Origin of the sequence: Candidatus Thalassolituus haligoni, assembly GCF_041222825.1 — a bacterium.
In the GTDB taxonomy this organism is placed as follows: Bacteria; Pseudomonadota; Gammaproteobacteria; order Pseudomonadales; family Oceanobacteraceae; genus Oceanobacter; species Oceanobacter antarcticus.
This window is the reverse complement of sequence record NZ_CP139482.1, coordinates 110,264-132,095: the sequence shown is the minus strand read 5'-3', so window position 1 is coordinate 132,095 and position 21,832 is coordinate 110,264. Positions and strand designations below refer to the sequence as shown.

Genomic DNA, 21,832 nt, shown 5'->3' with positions numbered 1-21,832 from the left:
TTGATGAACGGTTGATCGCGCTTAACAGACACCAGACAGGTTATCCTTGTTACCCATCTTCCCCTGATCCAAAACAGGCGACCGTTATGTGCGAACTGCTTGGCATGAGCGCCAATACCCCCACTGATCTGTGTTTCAGTTTTACAGGCCTGACCCGTCGTGGCGGAGAAACCGGCCCCCACAAAGATGGCTGGGGGGTGGCATTTTATGAAGGCAAGGGCGTAAGAACCTTCCACGACCCGGAACCATCGGCCACCTCACCAATTGCCGAGTTTGTCTCGCAGCTGCCGATCAAAAGCAAAACCGCTATTTGCCATATTCGCCAGGCCAATGTCGGTCACATCAATCTGTCTAACACCCATCCCTTTACCCGCGAACTGTGGGGCCGCTACTGGGTGTTCGCCCACAACGGCCAGATTCCCCATTTCGTACGTCGGGTGGGAATGTACGAAGCGGTTGGGGATACCGACAGCGAAGAAATCTTCTGCGACCTGATGAACCAGCTGCGCCAGAACCTGCCCCGTGATGCCATGCCTGAGCAACTCGCTCGCACACTCGTTAGTCTGGCCGAAGAATACGCCCAACAGGGGGTGTTCAACTGCTTGCTGAGCAACGGCGACTGGCTGTTTACTTTCTGCACCACCAAAATGGCCAGTATTACTCGCCGTGCCCCCTTTGGCCCGGCGCAACTAGCCGATGCGGATGTCACCGTCGACTTTGCGGCAGAAACTACCCCCAATGACGTGGTGAGCGTGATTGCCACTGAGCCGTTGACTGCCGATGAAGACTGGGATGTGTACGAGCAAGGCGAATGGAAACTGTGGCAGCTGGGAGAAGTGATTGTCGCTGGCAAGGTGGAAGTGCCGGGAAACTCTCACGACAGAACGCCAGAAAGCATGTCCTGAAATGATCTTCCAGGATATGAATGTGCTATTGGGGAGATTGTTAAGACAGACGCTGCTGCCTTATAACCTGCTTTATTTTCAGGTCGGCTTGCAGCAAATCTTTTAGAAGATCAAATACCGCCCCCAGAAATATCCTGTAAGAATACGGGGAGCCGATCATAGGCTTAACTGATCGGCGACTGCGGTTTTGATACGATAGCAGCTCAGTATTAATCCAGCTTCGGACCTGCCGCCAGAATGGCATCCGATACATCGTACTTCTTGAAGTTTTCAACAAACTGAGCCGCCAATTGGCGTGCTGCTGCATCAAACTTGTCTGCATCCGCCCAGGCTTTGGTTGGATTCAGCAATTTGGTTTCTACACCTGGCAGTTCGGTTGGAACGCGCAGACCAAATACCGGCAATTCTTCAGTTTCAACGTCGCGCAGAGTACCAGTCTGGATCGCCGCGATGACGGCACGGGTGGTTGGAATGCTGAAGCGTTCGCCACCGGCACCGTTCGGACCGCCAGTCCAGCCAGTGTTAACCAGGTAAACCTGGGAGTCGAATTCCGTTACACGCTTGATCAGCAGTTCAGCGTATTCGCCTGCTGGACGTGGGAAGAAAGGTGCGCCAAAGCAGGTAGAGAAGGTCGACTTGAGACCTTTGACACCGCCCATTTCAGTCGAACCAACCAGTGCGGTATAGCCACTGAGGAAGTGGTAGGCAGCCTGTTCCTTGGTCAGGATCGACACCGGAGGCAGGACGCCAGTCATATCACAGGTCAGGAAGATAACGGCTTTGGGTTCGCCCGCCATGTTCTCTTCAACGCGTTTTTCAACATGGGTCAGCGGGTACGCACAGCGGCCGTTTTCGGTCAGGCTGGTGTCGGTGTAATCGGCAATGCGGGTTTGCTTGTCGATAACAACGTTTTCAACGATGGCACCAAAGCGAATGGCGTCCCAGATAATTGGTTCGTTTTTCTGTGACAGATCGATGGTCTTGGCGTAACAGCCACCTTCGATGTTGAACACTGTGCCCTTGCCCCAACCGTGTTCGTCGTCACCAATCAGGAAACGTTCAGGGTCGGCAGACAAAGTCGTTTTACCAGTACCGGACAGACCGAAGAACAAGCAGACGTCGCCGTCGTCACCGACGTTGGCGGAGCAGTGCATGGGCAGTACATCTTTTTCTGGCAGCAGGAAGTTCTGCACACCAAACATGCCTTTCTTCATTTCACCGGCGTAACGCATGCCAGCGATGAGTACTTTTCGTTGAGCGAAGTTGACAATGACACAACCATCGGAGTTGGTACCGTCGCGTTCAGGCACGCATTCAAAGCCAGCAACGTTAAGTATCTGCCATTCTTCCTTGGAAGAAGGGTTGTAGCTTTCAGGCAGAATAAACAGGTTGCGGCCAAACAGGTTCTGCCAGGCAGTCTGTGTGGACATCTTGACCGGCAAATAATGTTGCGGGTCGGAGCCAACGTGGACGTGGGAAACAAAGCTGTCGTGTTGGGCCAGGTACTCTTCCACGCGGTCCCACAAGGCATCGAATTTGTCGGCATCAAAAGGACGGTTGATATTGCCCCAGTCAATGGCGTCTTTGCTGCTAGGCTCTTCTACAATGTACTTGTCCATTGGAGAGCGGCCAGTACGGACACCGGTTTCCACTACCAGGGCGCCGTTATCTTGCAGTTGGCCCTCACCGCGGGCAATGGCTTGTTCTACCAGAAATGGCGTAGATAAATCCGTGAATACAGTGGTCATATCGATACCCTGGAGGGTCCTCGCAGTTGTGGACGGCCATATGAGCCGTTACCAAAAATTCGTACACCCGTCTGTGTGCTGCAGACGATACTCGATCAATGAGACGCGCAAGTATGCCAGAAAATGCTGTGTGCGCTAAGTCTCCTGCTATTGGTCAGATCAATAACCCGGATAACCCGGCGCTATATTCGCTGATTTTTTATACTGATGGTGCGCTTTCTGATTATTGTAACAATTGTAACAGCGACCGGGGCGGAAGTAACCTAATGCAAATTGTTCTCAGGGAACAGCTCCGTCAGGTCATGTTGGCCGAATTCGTAGTGTTGTTGGCAAAACTCGCAGTTGATGGAAATACTGCCAGATTCTTCCAGCATCTCGGTCAATGCCTGGTAACCGACCTGATGCAGGGCATTGGCCAGCCGGGCACGCGAGCAAGTACAGGCAAATGACAGCACAGTGGCAGGATATACGCGGACGTCTTCTTCGTGATACAGGCGTTGCAGTAACTGGTCATTTTCCAGCGTCAGCAACTCCTCATCCTTGATCGTGGCGGCAAGATGCGCCACCCGATCCCAGGCGTCCTGATCGATCTCTTGCTGGTTATCACTGTTGTGTTGGCTGGCCGGTAGTTTTTGCAGCATGAATCCGGCGGCCTGATTGCCATCGCTGGTGAGCCAGAAGCGGCTGGGTAGTTGTTCAGACTGGTTAAAATAATCTTCCAGGGCGGTGGCGATATTGCCTTCTGTTATCGAGGTGATGCCTTGGTAACGCTGTCCTTGGTCAGGTTCAAGGGTAATCACCAATTGTCCTTCGTGGTCAAAGCCCAATGCATCTGACGACTGTTCGGTATCGTAGCGGGCAATCGCCCGTAGCTGGCCTTGCTCATTGGTTTCGGCTTGCAGCAACGAGATGTTACCGCTCAGGCGCATTTGCAAGGTCAGTCGTCCCTTGAATTTTAGACTGGCACTCATCAATGCGGTCGCAGCCAGTAACTGCCCCAGGGCGATCCGAATGGGTAGCGGATACGACTGGCGGCTCAGAATATCCTGGTAGGTGGTGTTGACGTGGGCAACTTCTCCGCGGATCGGAGCGGCATCAAAGGAAAATCGCTGCAGTTGGTCAGCGCTGCGGTATGACATATCGGTGTACCTGTAACGTTCAGCCGAGATCCTGATGGACCTGTTCAAAACGACGCATATCGCGACGTTCTTTTTTGTTGGGTTTGTGGTCGGGCATAGGCATTGAGGCATTCAGTACCCGACGTTGTTCTGAATTGTCCATCCGTTGCTTGATACTGGCAGGGGTTTCTTCATAGAGCAGCCGTGCTTCGGGGGCACCACGGCGCTGATCAGACAGTGCGGTGATGATGATTTCCTTTTCATCAAAACCCTGCCGGATGGTCAGTTTGGCGCCAACATCGGCTAACTTGCTGACTTTGCAGCGTTGACCGTCGTAGTGCACCTTGCCGCCTTCAATCGCGTGTTTGGCTAGCGCTCTGGTTTTGAAAAAGCGCGCCGCCCAGAGCCACTTGTCGAGGCGGATTTTGATGGAGTTATCAGTCATCACGGTCAGCAGCGTCCTGTGAGTCAAATATCAGTTCGTCAAAATGATGGATGCCGGGAAACTGATCCTGGCTGATTGGCTCGCGTTCACTGTCTGGGTGGTGAATTGCCAACAGGTAGTGAATGCCCCAGCGTTGGGCAGATTCTAGCACAGCGAGACTGTCATCTATCAGCAAGGTGCGTTGCCGGTCGAAGGGTTCGTCCTGTAACAGATGGTTCCAGAACGCTTGTTGCTCTTTCGGTTCACGGTAGTCGTGGGAACTGATGATGCGATCAACGTATTGATCCAGGCCGGTGTGATGCAGCTTGAGATCAACGCTGTCACGATGGGCGTTGGTGACGATTACCCGACGTTTGCCGAGTTGCGCCAGAGTGTTGAGAAATTCGCGCACATAAGGCCGAAAACCGATTTTGTCGGCAACATCTTTTTTCAGTTCGACAATAGGCAAGCCGGTCAGCTCGCTCCAGAAATCCAGGCAGTACCAGTTCAGGGTGCCACGCAGGCCAACAAAACTGCTGCTCAGCTCGGCCAGTGCGTCGGCCTTGTTGAGTCCTTTGTGACGGGCGTATTGCTCTGGCAGGTGCTCTAGCCAGAAGTAATTGTCAAAATGCAGATCCAGCAGGGTGCCGTCCATATCCAGCAGCACAGTGTCGATTTGTTGCCAGTCGATCGGGCGCATAGGGTTATACTCAACAGGTTTTCAGCTATTTAAACAGGCCTGACATGGATAAAAAACCTCAGATCCTGCATCGCTCCATCGTCGCCCAGAGTCGTTTGTTCCGTGTCGAGTCGTTGGAGCTACGCTTCAGTAACGGCGTGGAGCGCACTTATGAGCGCTTGATGCCGGGCGGCCCTGGTGCCGTCATGATGGTGGCGTTGCTGGATGACGATACGGTAGCGTTGATTCGGGAGTACGGTGGCGGTATTGAGGATTATACGCTGACGCTGCCCAAAGGGGCCGTCGATCTGGGCGAATCGATGCGTGATGCCTGCCACCGGGAGTTACAGGAAGAGATTGGTTATGGCGCCCGCGAGTTTGTATTTCTCAAACGCTTGAGTCTGTCACCCAGCTATATGAGTGGTGGTATTGACGTGGTGCTTGCCCGTGACCTGTTTCCTTCTCGCCTTGAAGGTGATGAGCCGGAGCCGTTGGAGTTGATTCCCTGGAAATTAAACGATCTGTTGTCGCTGTATCAGCGTGCCGATTTTTCAGAAGGCCGAGCAGTGGCTGCACTGGCACTGGCGCAGGCGTATCTGGCCGGGCATTACAAGGGTGAGGTACTACCTGGCTGAGGCGACGCCTGGGTGGGGAGCAGTTCTACCAAAGCGGTGCGCAGAGTTTCCATGCGAATGGGTTTACTGACAAAACCGTTCATGCCCGCTGACAGGCAGCGCTGTCGGTCTTCCATCATGGCATTGGCCGTCAGAGCCAGAATGGGAATCTGACTGATATCTGCCGACAGCTGTCGTATTTCCCGAGTGGCCTGAATTCCGTCCAATACCGGCATGTTGATGTCCATCAGAATCAGATCGAAAGTGTCCTGCTGCAGCGCCTGCAACGCCTCGCGGCCATCACTGACGACAGTGCATTCAAGGCCGAGCTTTTCCAGCATGCGGGAAGCAACACGCTGATTGACCTCGTTGTCTTCGGCCAGCAATATTCGGCCCACCAGCGCGGTGCTCTGTAACAAAGGACGTTGTTTAACCGCTGGCTGGCTGGCGGCTCGCAGCGGCAGCTGCAGGGTAAATGTGCTACCCACCCCTGGACTGGATTGTAATGCCACCTCTCCCTGCATCGCAGATGCCAGGTGCCGACAAATAGTGAGACCGAGGCCGGTGCCTCCATAACGTCGACTGGTACTGCTGTCTGCCTGGCGGAAGGCCGAAAAGACCTGTTCCTGCTTGCTTTTGGCAATGCCGATACCGGTATCCGCGACGGCAATATGGATATCGTAGCGAGGGCCTTCCGCTTGGCTGCCGGTAACCCGCACCTCAATCTGGCCATGTTCGGTAAATTTCATCGCATTACTGATCAGGTTGGTGATGATCTGGCGAATACGCTTGGGGTCGCCATTCCAGTACTGAGGAATATCACCGTCGTAATAATAGATAAACGCCAGTCCCTTGCGTCGGATGGGTTCATCAAACAGTTGTTTGAGATCACTGAGTTGCTGGTTCAGGTCAAAATCAATATGTTCCAGTTCCAGATTGCCCGATTCGATTTTTGACAGATCCAGAATATCATTGAGGATTTCCAGCAGGGTTTGCGATGAGTTATAGATAATGTCGAGATAGTGGCGTTGCTCTGTGCTCAGGCTGGAATCAAGAATTAATTCGGTCGCACCCAGAATACCGTTCATGGGCGTGCGAATTTCGTGGCTCATGTTAGCGAGAAAAATGGACTTTGAGTGGTTCGCCTGCTCTGCCTGGGTCAGCGCTTCGCGGATTCGGCTATTGGCCGTTTCGAGGGCGAGGCGGTTGGCTACGGATTCGGTGATGTCCAGGCCTGCCAGCAAGACCTCTCCCTGAATGGCATTGGCGCTGGTCAGACGCGTCATACGCCAGCTGATAGTGTGCTCTTTACCCGTCGAGGACAGTACCGGAAACTCCAGCGACAAACTGCCATTGTGACGGCTGAGCAGATTTTGCCATTCGCGTTCAACAGCAAGAGTGGCTTGCCTCGGGATCAGGTAGCTAAGCGGATAGCCATTAATCTGTTCATCCGGTATTTGTAGCAGTTGCTGTGCTTGCGGGTTAATACGCGTCACGTGACCATTTTCATCACAAATGATCAGCAGGGTTTGCATGGTGTTGAGATAAGTCGACAGCCGTTGCTGCTCTTCGCGCAACTGAGCTTCCATAAAATAACGCTGGGTAATGTCATCACCGGTCACCAGTAGCCATATCTGATGATTGTCGTCTTGTTGCCAGGGACGAACCTGCAGCGCCCAGCGGCCCCATTCGCCGTAACGGTCAAGCAGGCTGGCCTCGAAATCAACCATCGACTGGCTGCTCAGAGACTGATTGATCCTTTGTTGAATTAACTCTCGCTCATTACGCCGCTGAATGCTGGGAAGGTAAGAGCCAGGGCGAAGATCGAACAGCTGCTGGAAGTTCGGATTGGCATCCAGAATCAGCTGCTGCACATTGACGCGCAGCACAATGCCGCTGACGTGTTCCCAGGTAAAACCCTGCTGCAGTAGCTGCTGTTTATAGTGATCGGTAACCGGGCGGGTCAGGTGGTAGCTGATAACACTCACCAAGGCACCGACAAACACCAATGCCAGAATGGCCACGCCTGCCAGTATTTTCAGCGCGCTGACGTCCGGAGCACCCCTGGCAAGCAAGAAAGCCGTTACACCCATGATGCCGCCGGCTCCCACAATCAGGGCGGTGGCAGTCAGAATCAGCTGTTGGCGAGAGCTAAACGACATCGATATTCCTTGAGCGATCATGCGCCCGCGAGTAGCAATGACGTAGGTTCAAACGCCAAGCGTCAGGCCGACAGAATCGGGAGCACCTGGTCGCAGTACACCCATTCGCCCAGTATAGGGTGCATCGAAACATGTCGCGAGCGAAGAAAGGTATCCTCGTCATTTCGAGCGCCGTCATTGATAAATGCGCCCTCTGGCTAGAGCAGACCGGCCACCAGGGGTAATACAATCGCATGCAGCGTGGCAGTCAGGGTCATGGCGGTTACCGCGTAGGCCGCTTCCCGCTCACCCAGCTCCAGTGCCCGGCTGGTGCCAATCGCATGAGCACAGACTCCCAGTGTTATCCCGATGGCCTCGGGCTGGCGTATGCGTAGCAAGGTCATAGTCGGCAATATCAAAATCACTCCCAGCAACCCCGTCAGAATAACGAAGGCAGCCGCCAGCGACGGATCACCACCCAGCTGACTGGTAATAGCAACCGCAACCGGGGTCGTAATAGACTTGGTCAGAATCGTCTGCGCCAGCATCGGATCACCAATCCACCAGATCGTCAGCCCCCAAGCACAGGCCAACGTCGTAGCACTGCCCAGCGTGACCGCCAGAGCAATACGGATAGCATCCTGGCGCAGCGCTTTTAATTGCTGGAATAGCGGCACCGCAAGCATCACGATAACTGGCCCCAGCATATCGTGCAGATACCGTCCACCTTCCATATATACAGAGTACGGCGTGTCGGTCAGCTTCAAGGTCATAATCACCAGACCAAAGCCAGTCAGAATCGGAGGCAGCAGCACCAGGTTACCGGTCAGCCGGTACACATGCTGGCCCAGTAAAAAACAGCCAATGGTTAATGCCGTCCAGAACAACGGAGTATGCAGCAACACCGTCATGAGCGCTTGCCTTGCGACATGATCCAACCACACACCAGCGTACCAGGTATCAGACTGATCGCTAGAATGAGCAACAGCACCAGGCCGTGCTCCTTAACCAACTGTTCATGGGTGACAATGCCGACGCTCACCGGGATTAAAAACAGCGGCAAAATAGGGGCAAGTACTTTGGTGATACCTTCCAGCGCGGCAGGAACCTTGCGCCGGATCATCAGAAAAACCAGCAACAACAGCATGCCAATAATCGCAGCGGGAATCGGAGCTGACGTCCAATATTGAATAAGAGTGCCACCCATCAGAAAGGCAAGCAGGATCAGCAAGCCGGACATGGGCAGGTTCCTGAACAGATGGAGAGGATAAATTGTTTTTTCAGAAACGCTTTTAAGCAGGAAATCATGGGGGAATATGCCGGTCAGCAACACCTAGGGGGTATAAACAGTACCATCAACCACCAGAATTCGGCAATGGTTTGTTGCCTCGTCACAATGCCTCACAACACAACAGCATCAAATGCAGGCAGATGGCTACGCATGATGAGAATGGCGTTGCATCAAGCTGGCGAATCCCGTCCAGAGCGGGAGGATTAATGTATATAAGGCGGCAGTCCGCTCAACGTTGAGCCGTTTTTACTGCCGCGTTCCTTGTTTCACGCCAATCCGAGATGACTCTTTTGATGTCTCAGTTTTTATGTAACGGAATCATACGGCCGGAACCAAGGCCCCACCCATCGCATTTTTAAGTTTTTTCATCGCATTCTTTTCCAGCTGACGAATACGTTCAGCAGATACGTTGTACATGGCAGCCAGCTCGTGCAGTGTGGCTTTATCGTCACTCAGCCAGCGTTGTTGAAGAATAGCCCGGCTCCGGTCGTCCAGGTCACTCAGTGCCGAGGCCAGACGCTCACTGGCATCCTGCTCAAAATTCTCGGTTTCTACCGTCAGTGCCGGGTCAGCACTTTTGTCTTCCAGATAATAAGCTGGAGCCTGATAGGCCGATTCGTCGTCGTCATCAACGCCAGCGTCAAACGCAGCGTCATAAGCATTCAAACGACCTTCCATTTCGAAAACTGTACGGGTTTCAACACCCAGATCGGCTGCTATGGATTTGGCTTCATCCTGACTCAACCAGCCCAGACGCTTTTTCTGGCTACGCAGGTTAAAGAACAGTTTGCGCTGTGACTTGGTGGTTGCCACTTTAACAATGCGCCAGTTGCGCAAGATAAACTCGTGAATCTCGGCCTTGATCCAGTGCACAGCAAACGACACAAGTCGAACACCAACTTCCGGATTAAAACGCTTAACCGCTTTCATCAAGCCAACGTTACCTTCCTGGATCAGATCAGACTGGTTCAGTCCGTAACCGGAATAACTGCGGGCAATATGAACAACGAAGCGCAGATGAGCCATAACCAGACGGCGCGCAGCTTCCAGATCTTCCTGATAGTGCAGGCGATTGGCCAACTCACGTTCTTCTTCAATACTCAGAATAGGAATCGCATTAACCGTTGAGATGTAAGCCTCGAGATTGGCTCCCGGAGACAGCGCATCGACGGCTTGCAAGCCTTTGTTCATTACATACTCCATAAGCGACAAGGTAGCGAATCAATTGACCACGCAAACTGCAGTGGGGTCGCTACAAAATCTGAATTTACAGGGCAGTGTAGCACCCGGTTTCTCCGACATCCAAGCCAGCACTGAGTTCCATTGCAGGAACAATCTCACCACAAACCCGTACATCAGGGTTCTATCTCATGTAAATGGCGACTGACCGACCACCACGCGCCTAACCAGCCCAGTAACATGGCCCCGAGCAACAGTGTCAGAGCGGCACTGGCAGACAAGGGTTGTAACTCAAATCCGGAACCGTATAAGGATGACAGCTCCGCCACCGGATTTCTGAGCAGTAGCCAGCAACCAATCAACATCAACCAGGCCAGCAGCCCTCCAACCATGCCATACCACAAACCGGTATAAAGGAAGGGACGGCGCACATAGGCATCGGTTCCCCCCACCAGCTTGATCACTCGAATTTCATCTACTCGTGCAGCAATAGATAAACGGATGGTATTGCCCACCACCAGCAAAATAGCCAGCGCCAGCATAATACCCAACACCCAGATCAATCTTTGCCCTAACGCCAGAATGGAACGCAGTCGCTCCAACCAGGCCATATCCAGCTGTGCTCTTGCTACAATTTGGAACGATTCCAGCTGTTCCAGCAAGCGTTGCAACTGCTCGGCTGGCAGCCCTAGTGGTGGCTCGACCAGAATGGTCGCTGGCAAGGGATTTTCTGAGAGCATATCCAGGGCATTCGACAGTCCGCTGGCTTCGCTGAATTGTGCCAGGGCCTGATCGGCACTGACATATTCAGTCTCAACAACAGACCCCAACTGCTGGATCCGTTGCTCCAATGCCAGCCCGTCTGCGGTGGTTGTGCCCGACTGTAAATACAAGGTGATGCGCCCAGACTGCTGAAAATTGCCGCTTAACTGTTCAACATTGGTTAACGACATCCACAACGCTCCGGGCAACGTCAAGGCGATGGCAACAACCAGCCAAGTGAGTAGACTGGAGGCAGGACGGGCCAGTAATGTCAGCAGCGTCTCCACTGCCACCAGCTGGTTATGGGCCAGCCAGGCAACAACACGATGTCCGATGCCGATTTTCTGTGCCGATGCCCCCGAGGAGGTACCGGCCGATCGGGCTGTTTGATTGCCAACTGCGGTTCGACGGGAAGAGGCTACCGCTCCGCGCTTTTTATCCGGCGTTGCCGACATGGAGATCACCTCCCATCTGACCGTGATCAAGAATCAGGCGGCGCTTGCCCATACGCTCGATCAGGGCGATATCGTGAGTCGCTATCAATACCGTCACGCCGACTTGCTGGAAGCGTACAAACAGATTCATGATTTCTGCTGATAACTCCGGGTCGAGGTTACCTGTCGGCTCATCGGCCAGTAATAACGATGGTTTATTGACAACCGCACGGGCGATACCGACGCGCTGCTGCTCACCACCAGATAATTCAATGGGATTACGCTGCTCCAGATGCAACAGTCCAACGGAATCCAGCGCGGCACGTACTCGCCTGGCGCAGTCGAGTGGTGAATAGCCCGCAATCTGCAAGGGTAATGCAACGTTGTCGTAAACCGGTCGATCAAACAGCAACTGATGGTTCTGGAAGACCACACCAACCTTGCGACGATGATAGGGTACCTGCCCCTGGCGCAATCGATTGAGATTCTGGCCATCAACAAACACCTGACCACGAGACGGACGTTCCATCAACATCATCAGCTTCAGTAAGGTGCTTTTACCGGCCCCGCTGTGGCCAGTAAGAAAAGCCAGCTCACCGCGTTCCAGTTCAAAACTGACACCACTGAGCGCTTCCTTTCCCCCAGCGTAGCGTTTGCTCACCTGATCAAAGCGAACCATGCTCATCGATCAGTCTCCGCTGCTGTCGCGCTGAAACAGGGCGTCGATAAACTGGCCCGCATGAAACGGACGCAGATCCTCAATGCCTTCACCGACACCAATAAAGCGCACCGGTATCCCAAACTGCTTCGCCAACGCGAAGATAACCCCGCCCTTGGCGGTACCGTCCAGTTTGGTCAGGGTCAGCCCCGTTACACCGACCGTCTGGAGGAATTGCCGGGTCTGGTTAATCGCATTCTGGCCGGTACCGGCATCCAGTACCAACATGACTTCATGAGGGGCTGCCGGATCCAGTTTTTTCATCACCCGAACGACCTTTTCCAGCTCCTGCATCAGGTTGTCTTTGTTGTGCAGTCGCCCCGCTGTATCCGCAATCAGTACATCTACCTTGCGGCTTTGAGCAGCTTGCAGGGCATCAAAAATCACCGAGGCAGAATCAGCCCCGGTATGTTGGGCAATCACCGGCACCTGGTTGCGTTCACCCCAGACCTGTAATTGTTCCACCGCAGCAGCCCGAAAGGTATCGCCGGCGGCCAGCATCACACTTTTGCCTTCACTCTGGAATTGACGGGCCAACTTGCCAATGGTGGTGGTTTTACCGACACCATTAATACCCACCATCAGAATCACAAAGGGAGCCTTACTGGTCGTCACGGTCAGCGGTGCTTCGACCGGTGACAGTGCGCCTTTCAATTCATCGATCAGGGCATCGTACAGGGCATCAGAGTCTTTCAGTTCCTTGCGGCTAACGCGCTCCGTCAGGCGGGCCATAATATCGGCCGTCGCTTCCACACCGACATCCGCCATGATCAACTGGGTTTCCAGCTCTTCCAGCAAATCATCGTCGATGGCCTTTTTACCCAACAGCAAGTTAGCCAGACCATCGGTCAGGTTGCTGCGAGTGCGACTCAGGCCAGCCTTGATACGGGCAAAAAAGCCCTGTTTAGGTGCCACCTCTACTTCAACAACAGAACTGGGCTGACTGCCCGTATCGATCGGGTCGCTCTCCGGCTCATCAGCATCCGGTGCGAGGGCCGCTTTCGTGCCGGCAGCAACCGGTTCAGGCATAACCTCTTCGGGGCTTTCGTCATGGCTTGCAAGCACTGATTCAGTGCTGCTGTCATTTTCGGTGGCATTGGCAGGCGACTCAACATCCATTGCCTTTCCAATCGTCGCTTTTGCATCGGCAGCAGCCGGTTCTGGCGCTGGGGCGCTGTCGACAACGTCGGCTTCACTATCTATCCCGGTCAATTCCGGATCAGCAACAACGTCCGGGCTGGTGATCTGCTCGGCCTCTGCCGATGATTCGGTGACTTGCGGGTTTTTCTTTTTGCGCTTAAAAAAATCAAACATGGCGTTCACTGTCAGCGTGGCTGGGGGAGGAGCCGGAAACGGCTGAAATTGGCGGCTATGCTACCACTATTCCAGCGTTTTTGATGTGTCTGGTTGCAATATGGATGTCGACATTCAGGCTGTGCTTGATACCATCCGCCGATATCCGTAGTCATTGATGAGATTCCGCGTGAGCAAGTCACCCACCCAACAACTGAGAATTATTGGCGGCGAATGGCGTTCCCGTCGGCTGCGTTTTCCGGCAGTGGATGGCCTGCGCCCAACCATGGACAGAGTGCGTGAAACCATCTTTAACTGGTTGCAGTTTGACGTGGCAGGCGCACGCGTACTGGACGCTTTTGCCGGGAGTGGTGCGCTCGGTATCGAGGCGCTGTCCCGAGGTGCCAAAGATGTCGTTTTTCTGGAAAAGCACCCGAAGGCTGCTATTCAACTGAAAGATAACCTTGGGACGCTGAACGCAACCCATGCCCAGGTGTGGGCTGGTGATGCCTTACTCTGGTTGCAGCAGAATCCACAACCTTTTGATCTGGTTTTTTTGGATCCACCGTTCGGCAAAAACCTGCTGCAGCCCGCCATTGACGCTCTTACGCTCCTCCCTGGCGCCTTGATCTACACCGAATACGAGACGGTGCTAGCGCCAGCCTGGCCCGCCAACTGGCAAGAGCGTAAAAGCAAAACCACCAAAGAGTTCTGTTTCCGGCTGTTTGTGGTAACTGACTGATTGTTTCAGATACGGATACAGCACGGCCACCCTGCACCTGCGTGGCCTTACAACACTTCACATTGTCCGCTCGAATCAGCCTTATGGTTGCACAATATCCAGCCGGTCAACGCTCTGGAAACCCCGTGGCAGCTTGTTGCCTCGCCGCCCGCGTTCACCCAGATAATGCTCCAGATCGCTGAACTTCAATTTCAGATGGCGCTTGCCGGAATACACCAGCAGGATATCTGTCGTGTGGAATGCCCGCACCGATACCATCAGCTCTTCTGCCGCAGAGGCGCGAGCAGCACTGATATTGATCAGTCGATTGCCCTTGCCCTTGCCCAGCCGAGGTAAATCGGCAGCCGGGAAGACCAGTAATCGGCCTTCATTCGTCACCGTCGCGATCCATACATCACTACCCGCAGGCAGCAGACCTGGTGCCAGCACACGGGCATTCGGAGGCAATGTGATCAATGCCTTGCCAGCCTTGTTCTTGCTTTGCATATCGGCAAAGCGGGTAATGAATCCGTAGCCCGCATCACTGCATAACAGGTATTCGTCACTGTCCTGCCCCATGAGCATGTGCTCAAATACCGCACCCGCCGGAGGGTTCAAATGCCCAGTCAAGGGTTCTCCCTGGCCACGAGCACTCGGCAACGTATGGGCAATCAGGCTATAGCTGCGGCCAGTGTCGTCCAGTAACACAACGGGCTCATTACTCTTGCCCGGAATGGCTTGAAGAAACGCATCCCCTGACTTGTAACTCAGCTTTTCTGGATCCACATCATGGCCTTTCGCCGCCCGTATCCAGCCTTTTTGAGACAGTACCACCACGATGGGGTCAGAGCTCAGTAGCTCAGCTTCCGTCAGCGCTCTGGCTTCCGAGCGCAGCACCAGCGGGGAGCGACGATCATCGCCGTATTTCTCGGCATCGGCACTGATCTCTTTTTTAATCAGGGTTTTCAACCGCCGCTCGGAGCCAAGCGTCTTCTCCAACTGCTGGCGTTCCTTTTCCAGTTCATCCTGCTCACCACGAATGTTCATCTCTTCGAGCTTGGCCAGGTGTCGCAGTTTTAATTCCAGAATCGCTTCGGCCTGTATGTCCGAAATGCCAAAACGTTGCATCAGCGCCGGCTTGGGCTGCTCTTCTTGACGAATAATCTCGATCACTTCATCGATATTAAGGAAGGCAACCAGCAAACCTTCGAGGATATGCAGCCGGGCAAGTACCTTGTCGAGACGAAACTGGAGCCGACGACGGACGGTTGCTGTTCGATAGGTCAGCCATTCGTTCAGCATGGTGAGCAGGTTTTTTACCTGCGGTCGACCATCCAGACCGATAACGTTCATATTGACACGGTAGTTACGCTCCAGATCGGTGGTCGCAAACAAGTGCGCCATCACGGCTTCCGCATCCACTTTGCGAGTACGCGGCACAATCACCAGCCGGGTCGGATTTTCATGATCGGATTCATCCCGCAGATCAGCCACCATCGGCAGCTTTTTCGCCTGCATCTGGGCGGCGATCTGCTCCATGATTTTGGAACCGGAAGCCTGATGTGGCAGGGCGGTAATCACAATATCACCGTCTTCACGGGTGTAGACCGCTCGCATTCTGATACTGCCACGGCCCGATTGGTAAAGTTTGCGCAACTCGTCACGCGGGGTAATGATTTCCGCCTCGGTGGGAAAATCAGGCCCTTGTACCAGCTGGCACAAATCGTCACTGCTGGCGCCCGGATTATCCAGCAGGTGAATGCAGGCACTGGCCACTTCGCGAATGTTGTGCGGAGGAATATCCGTTGCCATACCAACGGCAATGCCGGTTGTTCCATTCAACAGCACATGGGGCAAACGCGCCGGCAGGGTGGTCGGCTCGTCCATGGTGCCATCAAAGTTGGGCTGCCAATTCACCGTCCCCTGACCAAGTTCGGATAACAATACGTCCGCAAAGGGGGACAATTTGGCCTCGGTATAACGCATCGCCGCAAAGGATTTCGGATCGTCGGGTGCACCCCAGTTACCCTGGCCATCAATCAGCGGGTAACGATAGGAAAACGGCTGCGCCATCAACACCATCGCTTCGTAGCAGGCGCTATCACCATGCGGGTGGTATTTGCCCAGCACATCCCCCACGGTTCTGGCGGATTTTTTGTACTTGGCCGTTGCTTTCAGGCCCAGCTCGCTCATTGCATAAATAATACGACGCTGTACCGGTTTGAGTCCGTCTCCTACATGGGGCAAGGCACGATCAAGAATGACGTACATGGAGTAGTTGAGGTAGGCATTCTCGGTGTACTGTCGCAGCGACTGGCGTTCTACGCCATCATCGGTATAGCTGGTTTGCGTCATTGGAATTGGATACGACTGAGTTCAGGTAGGGCGATTGTGACTGAGGCCTGCAAGATGGGCAATCACTCTGCAGCTATTCGATCCCGACCACAGAGGGTCGACGGAGTGCACTGTCGGCGTATCGATTTAAAAAATCGTCGCCCGTTAAGGGTGGACTGAACAGAAACCCCTGCCCCCAGTCACATCCCAGCCGCTGAAGAATCGCAGCTTGCGCACGCGATTCCACCCCTTCAGCCACCACCGTTAAGCCAAGGCTTTTGGCCATCAGAATAATGGCCCGGGCGATTTCATAATCACTGATATCGTCGTTGATATCCCGCACAAACGACTGATCTATCTTCAGCACCGTCACCGGCATGGATTTGAGTTTGCTTAAAGATGAGTAGCCGGTGCCAAAGTCATCAATCGAGAATTCGACCCCCTGATTACGCAGCAAGCTGATCTGACGGGTGACTTCCGTAATACCACTCATCATCGCCGTCTCAGTAATTTCCAACTCCAACCAGGCCGGATCAAATGCCATGTCTGCCAGCGACGCCATCAGCCGTGAGGCAAATCCGGCGTTGATCTGAATCGCCGACACGTTAATGGCGATTTTTTCCAGCAATAACCCCTGTTCACGCCAGGCCAAAAACTGCTTACAAGCCTGCTCCAGTGCCCACTGGCCCATGCTGTGAATCTGGCCAGTCGTTTCTGCGATAGGAATAAATTCCACCGGTGACACATTACCCAGCTGCGGATGCAACCATCGCATCAGCGCCTCGACCCGTCGCGGCTGGTTGTCACCAAAACGAAATTGTGGCTGATACATCATCGCCAGCTGACTGAGGCTGACCGCATCACGCAAATCATGATCCAGGGTCGATCGATCGTTTAGAGTTTCAAGCATCGACGGTTCATAGAAGCAAAATCCATTGCGGCCATTTTGCTTGGCTTGGTGCAAGGCGGCGTCGGCATGACGAACCAGCATCGTAAAATTGTCGCCATCTTGAGGAAATTGGCTGATGCCAACACTACTACTAAGGGAAAGCAGATGACCATTCAGTTGGTACGGTTCGGAAATAACTGATAACAGCTGTTCAGCCTTGGAAGTCAGGCTGGCACGCGTTCCTGACTCCGGTAGCACAAGAATAAATTCATCGCCGCCAAGACGGGCGCACAGATCAGAATCTCTCAGATTACTGCAGAAACGACGGGCAACGTCCTGTAGCAGCAGATCCCCGACATCGTGGCCAAAGGTGTCATTGATCCCCTTGAACTGATCGAGATCAAAAAACAGCACCGCCAGATTTCCTCCCTGTCGTCGTGCCAGACGTAACGCATAATCGAATTTTTTCGACAACAGGGTACGATTGGCCAACCCAGTGAGGGCATCATGATGAGCAATAAATTCAAGGTTGTTCTGAATCTTGCGTAACTCGGTCACATCACGACTTACACCGAGCACCCCCAGACATTGCCCCTGACGGTCAAAAAGTGGCGACTTGCTGATTTCCATCAGAATACGCTCACCATTTGCCGACGTTACCCATTCCTCATTACGGTAACGAGCACCTTGATGAATCGTTTCCTCATCAACACTCTGGTGCCGCCGGGCAACATCGGCATCAAACAGCTCAAAGTCTGTTTTACCCACAGGGTCGCGGCCAATTCCTTGAGATATTTGTTCATTAACGTAGCAGTACACCCCGCGACGATCCTTGAAAAACACCCCATCGGGCAGGCCATCACAAATGGCCTGCAACAACTCGCTTTGCTGCTGCAAATGACTCTGGGTACGCTGTAACAGCCGGGCACGATAAGTCACTAGCAGCGCTGTCGTCAGCCCCCAGAACATCAGCCAATACCGCACACCTGCCCCACTCATCAAGGGCATAGCCAAGATAATTCCGACCATTAGCAGTAAAATCAGCTGGCTGTAGTTTTCCAGCCAACCATAATTATCAGTAATACGCGATGAGGTGAAAGACATCCATTTTCCCGCCACAGAAGCACATGAACCGATCCCGCTCGGAACCCTGTTACCGCATAATATCCCCGTTTATGTAAATTTATGTAACAACTTTTTCAGATTGATTGGATATCGGCCGCGACTGTCCTTATTGCCATTGCCGCTAACCGTGTTTCAGCCAGATAGCGCGCTATCACGCCGCCAACGCGGCTTTTTGGATCGGCAAGCAATCCGACAATTTATCTATATTCTGACGACTCAAGAGAGCAAAGGCATGCCCACTGAACCGGAATCAATTCACATTTTGTGAAATTAATCCGTTCAGATAATCGCTTTTGTTAGCTCAAAAACAGATAGCAACGCCCAATATTCCAGCCTCAACTCATATTTAGTTGTCTTTGTTGAATACAAGCAAATGACCAGCAGCTCTGATCACCGCAGGGATTAATATTATTGGGGTGCGAACGCGCTTGCCTGCCTTCAGGGCAGCAACGGTGCCATAAAATGAGCATTTGTCAGGAAATTTGCTCTGAATCGCCATGTCGGACAATCACCGCTGCCCCTTCTATTTGTATTCCAACTGACATAAAACCGTCCAATTAGGCTGCTAGGCTCGCCACCTCGTCATCTGCCCATTATTTTTATTTTGGTCGACGAAGTGCACAAAACGTGTCTGAATTAACGTGATGTAACATAATTGATACACTGTGTTGACGAGCACTAACTGGCTAAGCATACTGCCCGCCGTTGTGCCACCGCCACGAATACTGGTAACTCACACAAGGAACTAGTGCCGATATGCAGGCGAATCCAGAAACAAAGCAGCGTCCGATGTTCCATCTCGGCAGACTGCTCATGCTGACCAAGGCTCTGGCACTGAGTGTCGGCCTCGTTTCTGTTGCGACCGCAGCACCCATTCAGTTAAGAATGGGTCCAGCAGATACCTATCCGGTTTCGACGGACATACCGTCTGATACGGCGCTTATCCCCCTGAAACGCCAGCTCGACTGGTTGTATGTACAGGCTGGAGAGTATCAGGGCTGGATCAGTATCGACTCGCTCGAAGCGTTGCCAGAAAACATCAAGCGCCTGGAGCCACTGCAGTTTCGTGACAATAGTGACGAAAACAATCCCCAGTTTGAACTGGCTGCAACCTCTGAAACCGCTCTGACACTCGGTGCCAACTTTATTTTGTTTGATCAGGCAGCGGCTGTACGCATTACCCGTTCTACCGACACGAATGATGACTGGTACTCTCTGGAGGCAGGAAAGCGCTTTCCTTTCGCCGAGAACGGTCGCTGGTCATGGGATGGATATTTGGGAGTTGGTGTTGGCAAGAGTTCAGGCGGTTCAACCCGCTGGGACGACGAGGGTGACGACACAACCGTGCCGCTGCTTTCAGCCACAACCGATATCAACTGGAATATAGCTTACAACGTCAGTATCGGCGGCCGGGTTCAAGTCCAGCAAGCCTTGTCTGGCAATAGTGCAAATCATGGAGCGTTGGCCCTAGTATGGAAAATTCGTTTCTGAAAAGATCCAGTCTTGCACTGGGTTTCCTCCTGGCAGCGTCGTCAATTGCAGCTGCCGAGACTTCTCCATCGACCTTTGACGACCCTGCCGTATTGCAAAAGCTGCTGGGTATGGTCGCCGACAAGGCCAAATCTGACGCCAAACTGGCTCCGGGCAATGCCGAGGCTCTGAACGATCCGAAAGTGCTCGAAAAGCTGTTGCACATGGTTCAAAAGGAAACGCCTCCGGCATCGTCTGCCTTTGACAACCCGGCGATGATGGAAAAACTGTTGTCCCGAATGGCGCAAATGGGCACAGAAAAGAGCTATATGGCAGACGAAGTAGCCGTCAATACCAGCTCGGCTCTGGACGGAGCCAGCGTGATGCAAGGGTTGCTGCCCCTCGTTGGCGTATCTGCGGTTCCCCGAACGGCAGAGATCTTTGAACCGATCCCCCGCACATTTGATTTTTCCGATGGTATTCCGGAACAGAAAGCTCTGATTGGCATGTCACTGGGTCAGCAAACGTCTGCGGAATATGGCGACAGCCTGTTGTTTGGCGGCTCTGTCCGTTATCACCTGACCGACCGTATGGATGCCCTGGCCAGTATCGATTTGGGCCTGACCTCGTTTGGCAACCAGACCATCAAGGATGATAACGGTAATACCGAGTTGAAGGAGCATGCAGCCTTCCGTGTCATTACCGCCGGAATCGGCTATTCACTGCTCAAAGGTATTACCAGTGTTGATGGCGAAACGTTTCTGCCATGGCAGTTGAACGTAGATGGCGTTATCGGTGAACAGTTCACTGGCAGCAGCCATGGCATGTACCTCGGCGTAGGGACATCTCTTCAGGTGATGATGGGCGACTACTGGATTGGTACCGATACCCGCTACTACCACGTCGATGACGAAGTACTTAACCAAGAAGGTTCGCACCGAGGTCTGCAATGGAGCATAGCAGTCGGATTTTACTACTAGTCCTGGCCGCTCTGATCGCCAGTTTTTCCGTTGCTGACACAGCCTCGAGCAAACTGTCGATTGGAGACACGCTGGCCGAGCTGGCGCTTCCTCCGGTCATGGGCGGCTACGCAAAAAGCTTGAATGAGCAGCGCGGCAAGCCGGTAATGCTGATTTGGGTCGGCCCATGTCACCAATGCCGGGAAGCACTGGAGCAGTATGAGCAACTGGCACGTCAGTACAGCAAAAACGGCCTGGTTACCTGGGTGATATGGGATACCGATGATCAGTTGGTCAAGGATGCTCCCCATACAAGTCTGCCGTTACTGGCATACAACCAGAAACTGACCAGGGCATGGCAAATCAACCCATTGCCCGCCGTAATGCTGGTTAGCCCTGACGGAACACTGGATTACCTGTACGCAGGTAGCCTTTTCAGAAATATGGAATTCACTCGCCGCGCCCTGAGTCACTGGTTATCCGGGGACGGCGTAGTACATCAACGTTGATGAGGTGGTTATGAAGTTTTTAGTTGCAGGGATGCTATGGTTCTTCGGTATTTTCCAAGCCGTGGCAGCGACCCCAGAAGACATTCAGCTTGAAATCGATTCAGCCAAACGCTCGGTGATTGAGTTGAGCAGCGAGCTCTCGGCCATCGAAAAGCAACTGATCAGCCCGATTAGTACCAAGGCGTCACTGTATTTGGCACTCAGTAACGGTAAATTCTTTACCCCCATGTCAATCACAGTGTCTGGCAATGGTATTACTCCCGTTAACTATCTTTATACGGAAAAAGAAATCCAGGCCCTTCAGTTTGGTGCTGTCCAGCCGCTGGCCGACCTTGAAGTGGCACCCGGCAATCACCTGTTGAAAGTTGTCGTGCGTGGACGTGACGAAAACAAGCGTGTTCGTGATCTGGTCTATGAGGGGGTTTTCCGTAAAAACGGCGACCATCTCAAACTCTTGCTTTCTATTACGGACAACACCGCCCAACGCAGCGCAGTTGCTACTCTGAAGGCTTGGTAAGT

20 protein-coding genes are annotated in these 21,832 nt (G+C 53.3%); 7 read left to right on the top strand and 13 right to left on the bottom strand.

Features of this window, described 5'->3' with window-relative positions:
• The first annotated feature begins 86 nt into the window (after positions 1-86).
• The gene (locus tag SOJ49_RS00630; RefSeq protein ID WP_369856311.1) at positions 87-905 is read left to right on the top strand and encodes a class II glutamine amidotransferase; all 819 of its coding nucleotides are present in this window, start codon (positions 87-89) and stop codon (positions 903-905) included.
• A gap of 209 nt (positions 906-1,114) precedes the next feature.
• On the opposite strand, the gene SOJ49_RS00625 is transcribed toward SOJ49_RS00630, so the two are convergent.
• The 4 genes from SOJ49_RS00625 to yrfG all read right to left on the bottom strand — a co-directional run bounded on the left by SOJ49_RS00625 (position 1,115) and on the right by yrfG (position 4,895).
• Positions 1,115-2,653, bottom strand: a complete 1,539-nt coding sequence (locus tag SOJ49_RS00625; RefSeq protein WP_369856310.1) for a phosphoenolpyruvate carboxykinase — start codon at positions 2,651-2,653, stop codon at positions 1,115-1,117.
• Positions 2,654-2,916: 263 nt separating this feature from the next.
• A complete protein-coding gene (hslO, locus tag SOJ49_RS00620; protein WP_369856309.1) occupies positions 2,917-3,792 on the bottom strand; it encodes an Hsp33 family molecular chaperone HslO in 876 nt (291 codons plus the stop codon).
• 19 nt (positions 3,793-3,811) lie between these two features.
• Positions 3,812-4,216 (bottom strand): ribosome-associated heat shock protein Hsp15, encoded by a 405-nt coding sequence (hslR, locus tag SOJ49_RS00615; RefSeq protein ID WP_369858099.1) that lies wholly within the window; start codon positions 4,214-4,216, stop codon positions 3,812-3,814.
• Positions 4,209-4,895, bottom strand: coding sequence for a GMP/IMP nucleotidase (gene yrfG, locus SOJ49_RS00610; protein ID WP_369856308.1), 687 nt, complete (start codon positions 4,893-4,895; stop codon positions 4,209-4,211). Before yrfG ends, hslR begins: the two co-directional genes overlap by 8 nt.
• Before the next feature lie 44 nt (positions 4,896-4,939).
• On the opposite strand from yrfG, the gene nudE reads away from it, so the two are divergent.
• Complete coding sequence (nudE, locus tag SOJ49_RS00605) at positions 4,940-5,509, top strand: ADP compounds hydrolase NudE (RefSeq protein ID WP_369856307.1); 570 nt, start codon at positions 4,940-4,942, stop codon at positions 5,507-5,509.
• Here the strand turns inward: nudE and SOJ49_RS00600 are convergent.
• The 7 genes from SOJ49_RS00600 to ftsY all read right to left on the bottom strand — a co-directional run bounded on the left by SOJ49_RS00600 (position 5,482) and on the right by ftsY (position 13,327).
• The gene (locus tag SOJ49_RS00600) at positions 5,482-7,650 is read right to left on the bottom strand and encodes a response regulator (RefSeq protein ID WP_369856306.1); all 2,169 of its coding nucleotides are present in this window, start codon (positions 7,648-7,650) and stop codon (positions 5,482-5,484) included. The genes nudE and SOJ49_RS00600 overlap by 28 nt on opposite strands.
• 197 nt (positions 7,651-7,847) lie before the next feature.
• Positions 7,848-8,540: an LrgB family protein gene (locus SOJ49_RS00595; RefSeq protein WP_369856305.1), complete on the bottom strand. Its 693-nt coding sequence runs from the start codon at positions 8,538-8,540 to the stop codon at positions 7,848-7,850.
• The gene (locus tag SOJ49_RS00590; protein ID WP_369856304.1) at positions 8,537-8,869 is read right to left on the bottom strand and encodes a CidA/LrgA family protein; all 333 of its coding nucleotides are present in this window, start codon (positions 8,867-8,869) and stop codon (positions 8,537-8,539) included. The genes SOJ49_RS00595 and SOJ49_RS00590 overlap by 4 nt, the downstream gene beginning before the upstream one ends.
• Before the next feature lie 369 nt (positions 8,870-9,238).
• A complete protein-coding gene (gene rpoH / locus SOJ49_RS00585) occupies positions 9,239-10,111 on the bottom strand; it encodes an RNA polymerase sigma factor RpoH (RefSeq protein WP_369856303.1) in 873 nt (290 codons plus the stop codon).
• 164 nt (positions 10,112-10,275) lie between these two features.
• The gene (ftsX, locus tag SOJ49_RS00580; protein ID WP_369856302.1) at positions 10,276-11,316 is read right to left on the bottom strand and encodes a permease-like cell division protein FtsX; all 1,041 of its coding nucleotides are present in this window, start codon (positions 11,314-11,316) and stop codon (positions 10,276-10,278) included.
• A complete protein-coding gene (ftsE, locus tag SOJ49_RS00575; protein ID WP_369858098.1) occupies positions 11,297-11,974 on the bottom strand; it encodes a cell division ATP-binding protein FtsE in 678 nt (225 codons plus the stop codon). Before ftsE ends, ftsX begins: the two co-directional genes overlap by 20 nt.
• 9 nt (positions 11,975-11,983) lie before the next feature.
• A complete protein-coding gene (gene ftsY, locus SOJ49_RS00570) occupies positions 11,984-13,327 on the bottom strand; it encodes a signal recognition particle-docking protein FtsY (RefSeq protein WP_369856301.1) in 1,344 nt (447 codons plus the stop codon).
• A 169-nt stretch (positions 13,328-13,496) separates the two neighbouring features.
• Here ftsY and rsmD point away from each other — a divergent pair, with 169 nt between their 5' ends.
• Entirely contained in the window at positions 13,497-14,048 is a 552-nt protein-coding gene (gene rsmD / locus SOJ49_RS00565; protein WP_369856300.1) for a 16S rRNA (guanine(966)-N(2))-methyltransferase RsmD, read from the top strand.
• Positions 14,049-14,129: 81 nt separating this feature from the next.
• Here rsmD and parC read toward each other — a convergent pair whose 3' ends face one another.
• Both parC and SOJ49_RS00555 read right to left on the bottom strand, forming a co-directional pair.
• Positions 14,130-16,382, bottom strand: a complete 2,253-nt coding sequence (parC, locus tag SOJ49_RS00560; protein ID WP_369856299.1) for a DNA topoisomerase IV subunit A — start codon at positions 16,380-16,382, stop codon at positions 14,130-14,132.
• A 73-nt stretch (positions 16,383-16,455) separates the two neighbouring features.
• On the bottom strand, positions 16,456-18,354 hold the full coding sequence (locus tag SOJ49_RS00555; RefSeq protein ID WP_369856298.1) for a putative bifunctional diguanylate cyclase/phosphodiesterase: 1,899 nt from the start codon (positions 18,352-18,354) through the stop codon (positions 16,456-16,458).
• An 834-nt stretch (positions 18,355-19,188) separates the two neighbouring features.
• On the opposite strand from SOJ49_RS00555, the gene SOJ49_RS00550 reads away from it, so the two are divergent.
• Genes SOJ49_RS00550 through SOJ49_RS00535 form a run of 4 tightly spaced genes read left to right on the top strand, consistent with a single transcriptional unit; the run spans position 19,189 to position 21,830 of the window.
• Positions 19,189-19,866: a hypothetical protein gene (locus tag SOJ49_RS00550; protein WP_369856297.1), complete on the top strand. Its 678-nt coding sequence runs from the start codon at positions 19,189-19,191 to the stop codon at positions 19,864-19,866.
• The gene (locus tag SOJ49_RS00545) at positions 19,848-20,825 is read left to right on the top strand and encodes a hypothetical protein (RefSeq protein ID WP_369856296.1); all 978 of its coding nucleotides are present in this window, start codon (positions 19,848-19,850) and stop codon (positions 20,823-20,825) included. The genes SOJ49_RS00550 and SOJ49_RS00545 overlap by 19 nt, the downstream gene beginning before the upstream one ends.
• Positions 20,795-21,313, top strand: a complete 519-nt coding sequence (locus SOJ49_RS00540) for a redoxin domain-containing protein (protein WP_369856295.1) — start codon at positions 20,795-20,797, stop codon at positions 21,311-21,313. Before SOJ49_RS00545 ends, SOJ49_RS00540 begins: the two co-directional genes overlap by 31 nt.
• Before the next feature lie 10 nt (positions 21,314-21,323).
• A complete protein-coding gene (locus tag SOJ49_RS00535) occupies positions 21,324-21,830 on the top strand; it encodes a hypothetical protein (protein WP_369856294.1) in 507 nt (168 codons plus the stop codon).
• The last annotated feature ends 2 nt before the right edge of the window (positions 21,831-21,832 follow it).

Coding starts and splice junctions, on each gene's coding strand:
- SOJ49_RS00545 (WP_369856296.1), top strand. CDS start 19,848: ATGGAAAATTCGTTTCTGAAAAGATCCAGTCTTGCACTGGGTTTCCTC.
- yrfG (WP_369856308.1), bottom strand. CDS start 4,895: ATGCGCCCGATCGACTGGCAACAAATCGACACTGTGCTGCTGGATATG.
- SOJ49_RS00535 (WP_369856294.1), top strand. CDS start 21,324: ATGAAGTTTTTAGTTGCAGGGATGCTATGGTTCTTCGGTATTTTCCAA.
- ftsX (WP_369856302.1), bottom strand. CDS start 11,316: ATGTCGGCAACGCCGGATAAAAAGCGCGGAGCGGTAGCCTCTTCCCGT.
- hslO (WP_369856309.1), bottom strand. CDS start 3,792: ATGTCATACCGCAGCGCTGACCAACTGCAGCGATTTTCCTTTGATGCC.
- ftsE (WP_369858098.1), bottom strand. CDS start 11,974: ATGGTTCGCTTTGATCAGGTGAGCAAACGCTACGCTGGGGGAAAGGAA.
- SOJ49_RS00550 (WP_369856297.1), top strand. CDS start 19,189: ATGCTGACCAAGGCTCTGGCACTGAGTGTCGGCCTCGTTTCTGTTGCG.
- SOJ49_RS00595 (WP_369856305.1), bottom strand. CDS start 8,540: ATGACGGTGTTGCTGCATACTCCGTTGTTCTGGACGGCATTAACCATT.
- SOJ49_RS00600 (WP_369856306.1), bottom strand. CDS start 7,650: ATGTCGTTTAGCTCTCGCCAACAGCTGATTCTGACTGCCACCGCCCTG.
- ftsY (WP_369856301.1), bottom strand. CDS start 13,327: ATGTTTGATTTTTTTAAGCGCAAAAAGAAAAACCCGCAAGTCACCGAA.
- SOJ49_RS00590 (WP_369856304.1), bottom strand. CDS start 8,869: ATGTCCGGCTTGCTGATCCTGCTTGCCTTTCTGATGGGTGGCACTCTT.
- hslR (WP_369858099.1), bottom strand. CDS start 4,216: ATGACTGATAACTCCATCAAAATCCGCCTCGACAAGTGGCTCTGGGCG.
- SOJ49_RS00555 (WP_369856298.1), bottom strand. CDS start 18,354: ATGTCTTTCACCTCATCGCGTATTACTGATAATTATGGTTGGCTGGAA.
- SOJ49_RS00625 (WP_369856310.1), bottom strand. CDS start 2,653: ATGACCACTGTATTCACGGATTTATCTACGCCATTTCTGGTAGAACAA.
- parC (WP_369856299.1), bottom strand. CDS start 16,382: ATGACGCAAACCAGCTATACCGATGATGGCGTAGAACGCCAGTCGCTG.
- SOJ49_RS00540 (WP_369856295.1), top strand. CDS start 20,795: ATGGAGCATAGCAGTCGGATTTTACTACTAGTCCTGGCCGCTCTGATC.
- rpoH (WP_369856303.1), bottom strand. CDS start 10,111: ATGAACAAAGGCTTGCAAGCCGTCGATGCGCTGTCTCCGGGAGCCAAT.
- nudE (WP_369856307.1), top strand. CDS start 4,940: ATGGATAAAAAACCTCAGATCCTGCATCGCTCCATCGTCGCCCAGAGT.
- SOJ49_RS00630 (WP_369856311.1), top strand. CDS start 87: ATGTGCGAACTGCTTGGCATGAGCGCCAATACCCCCACTGATCTGTGT.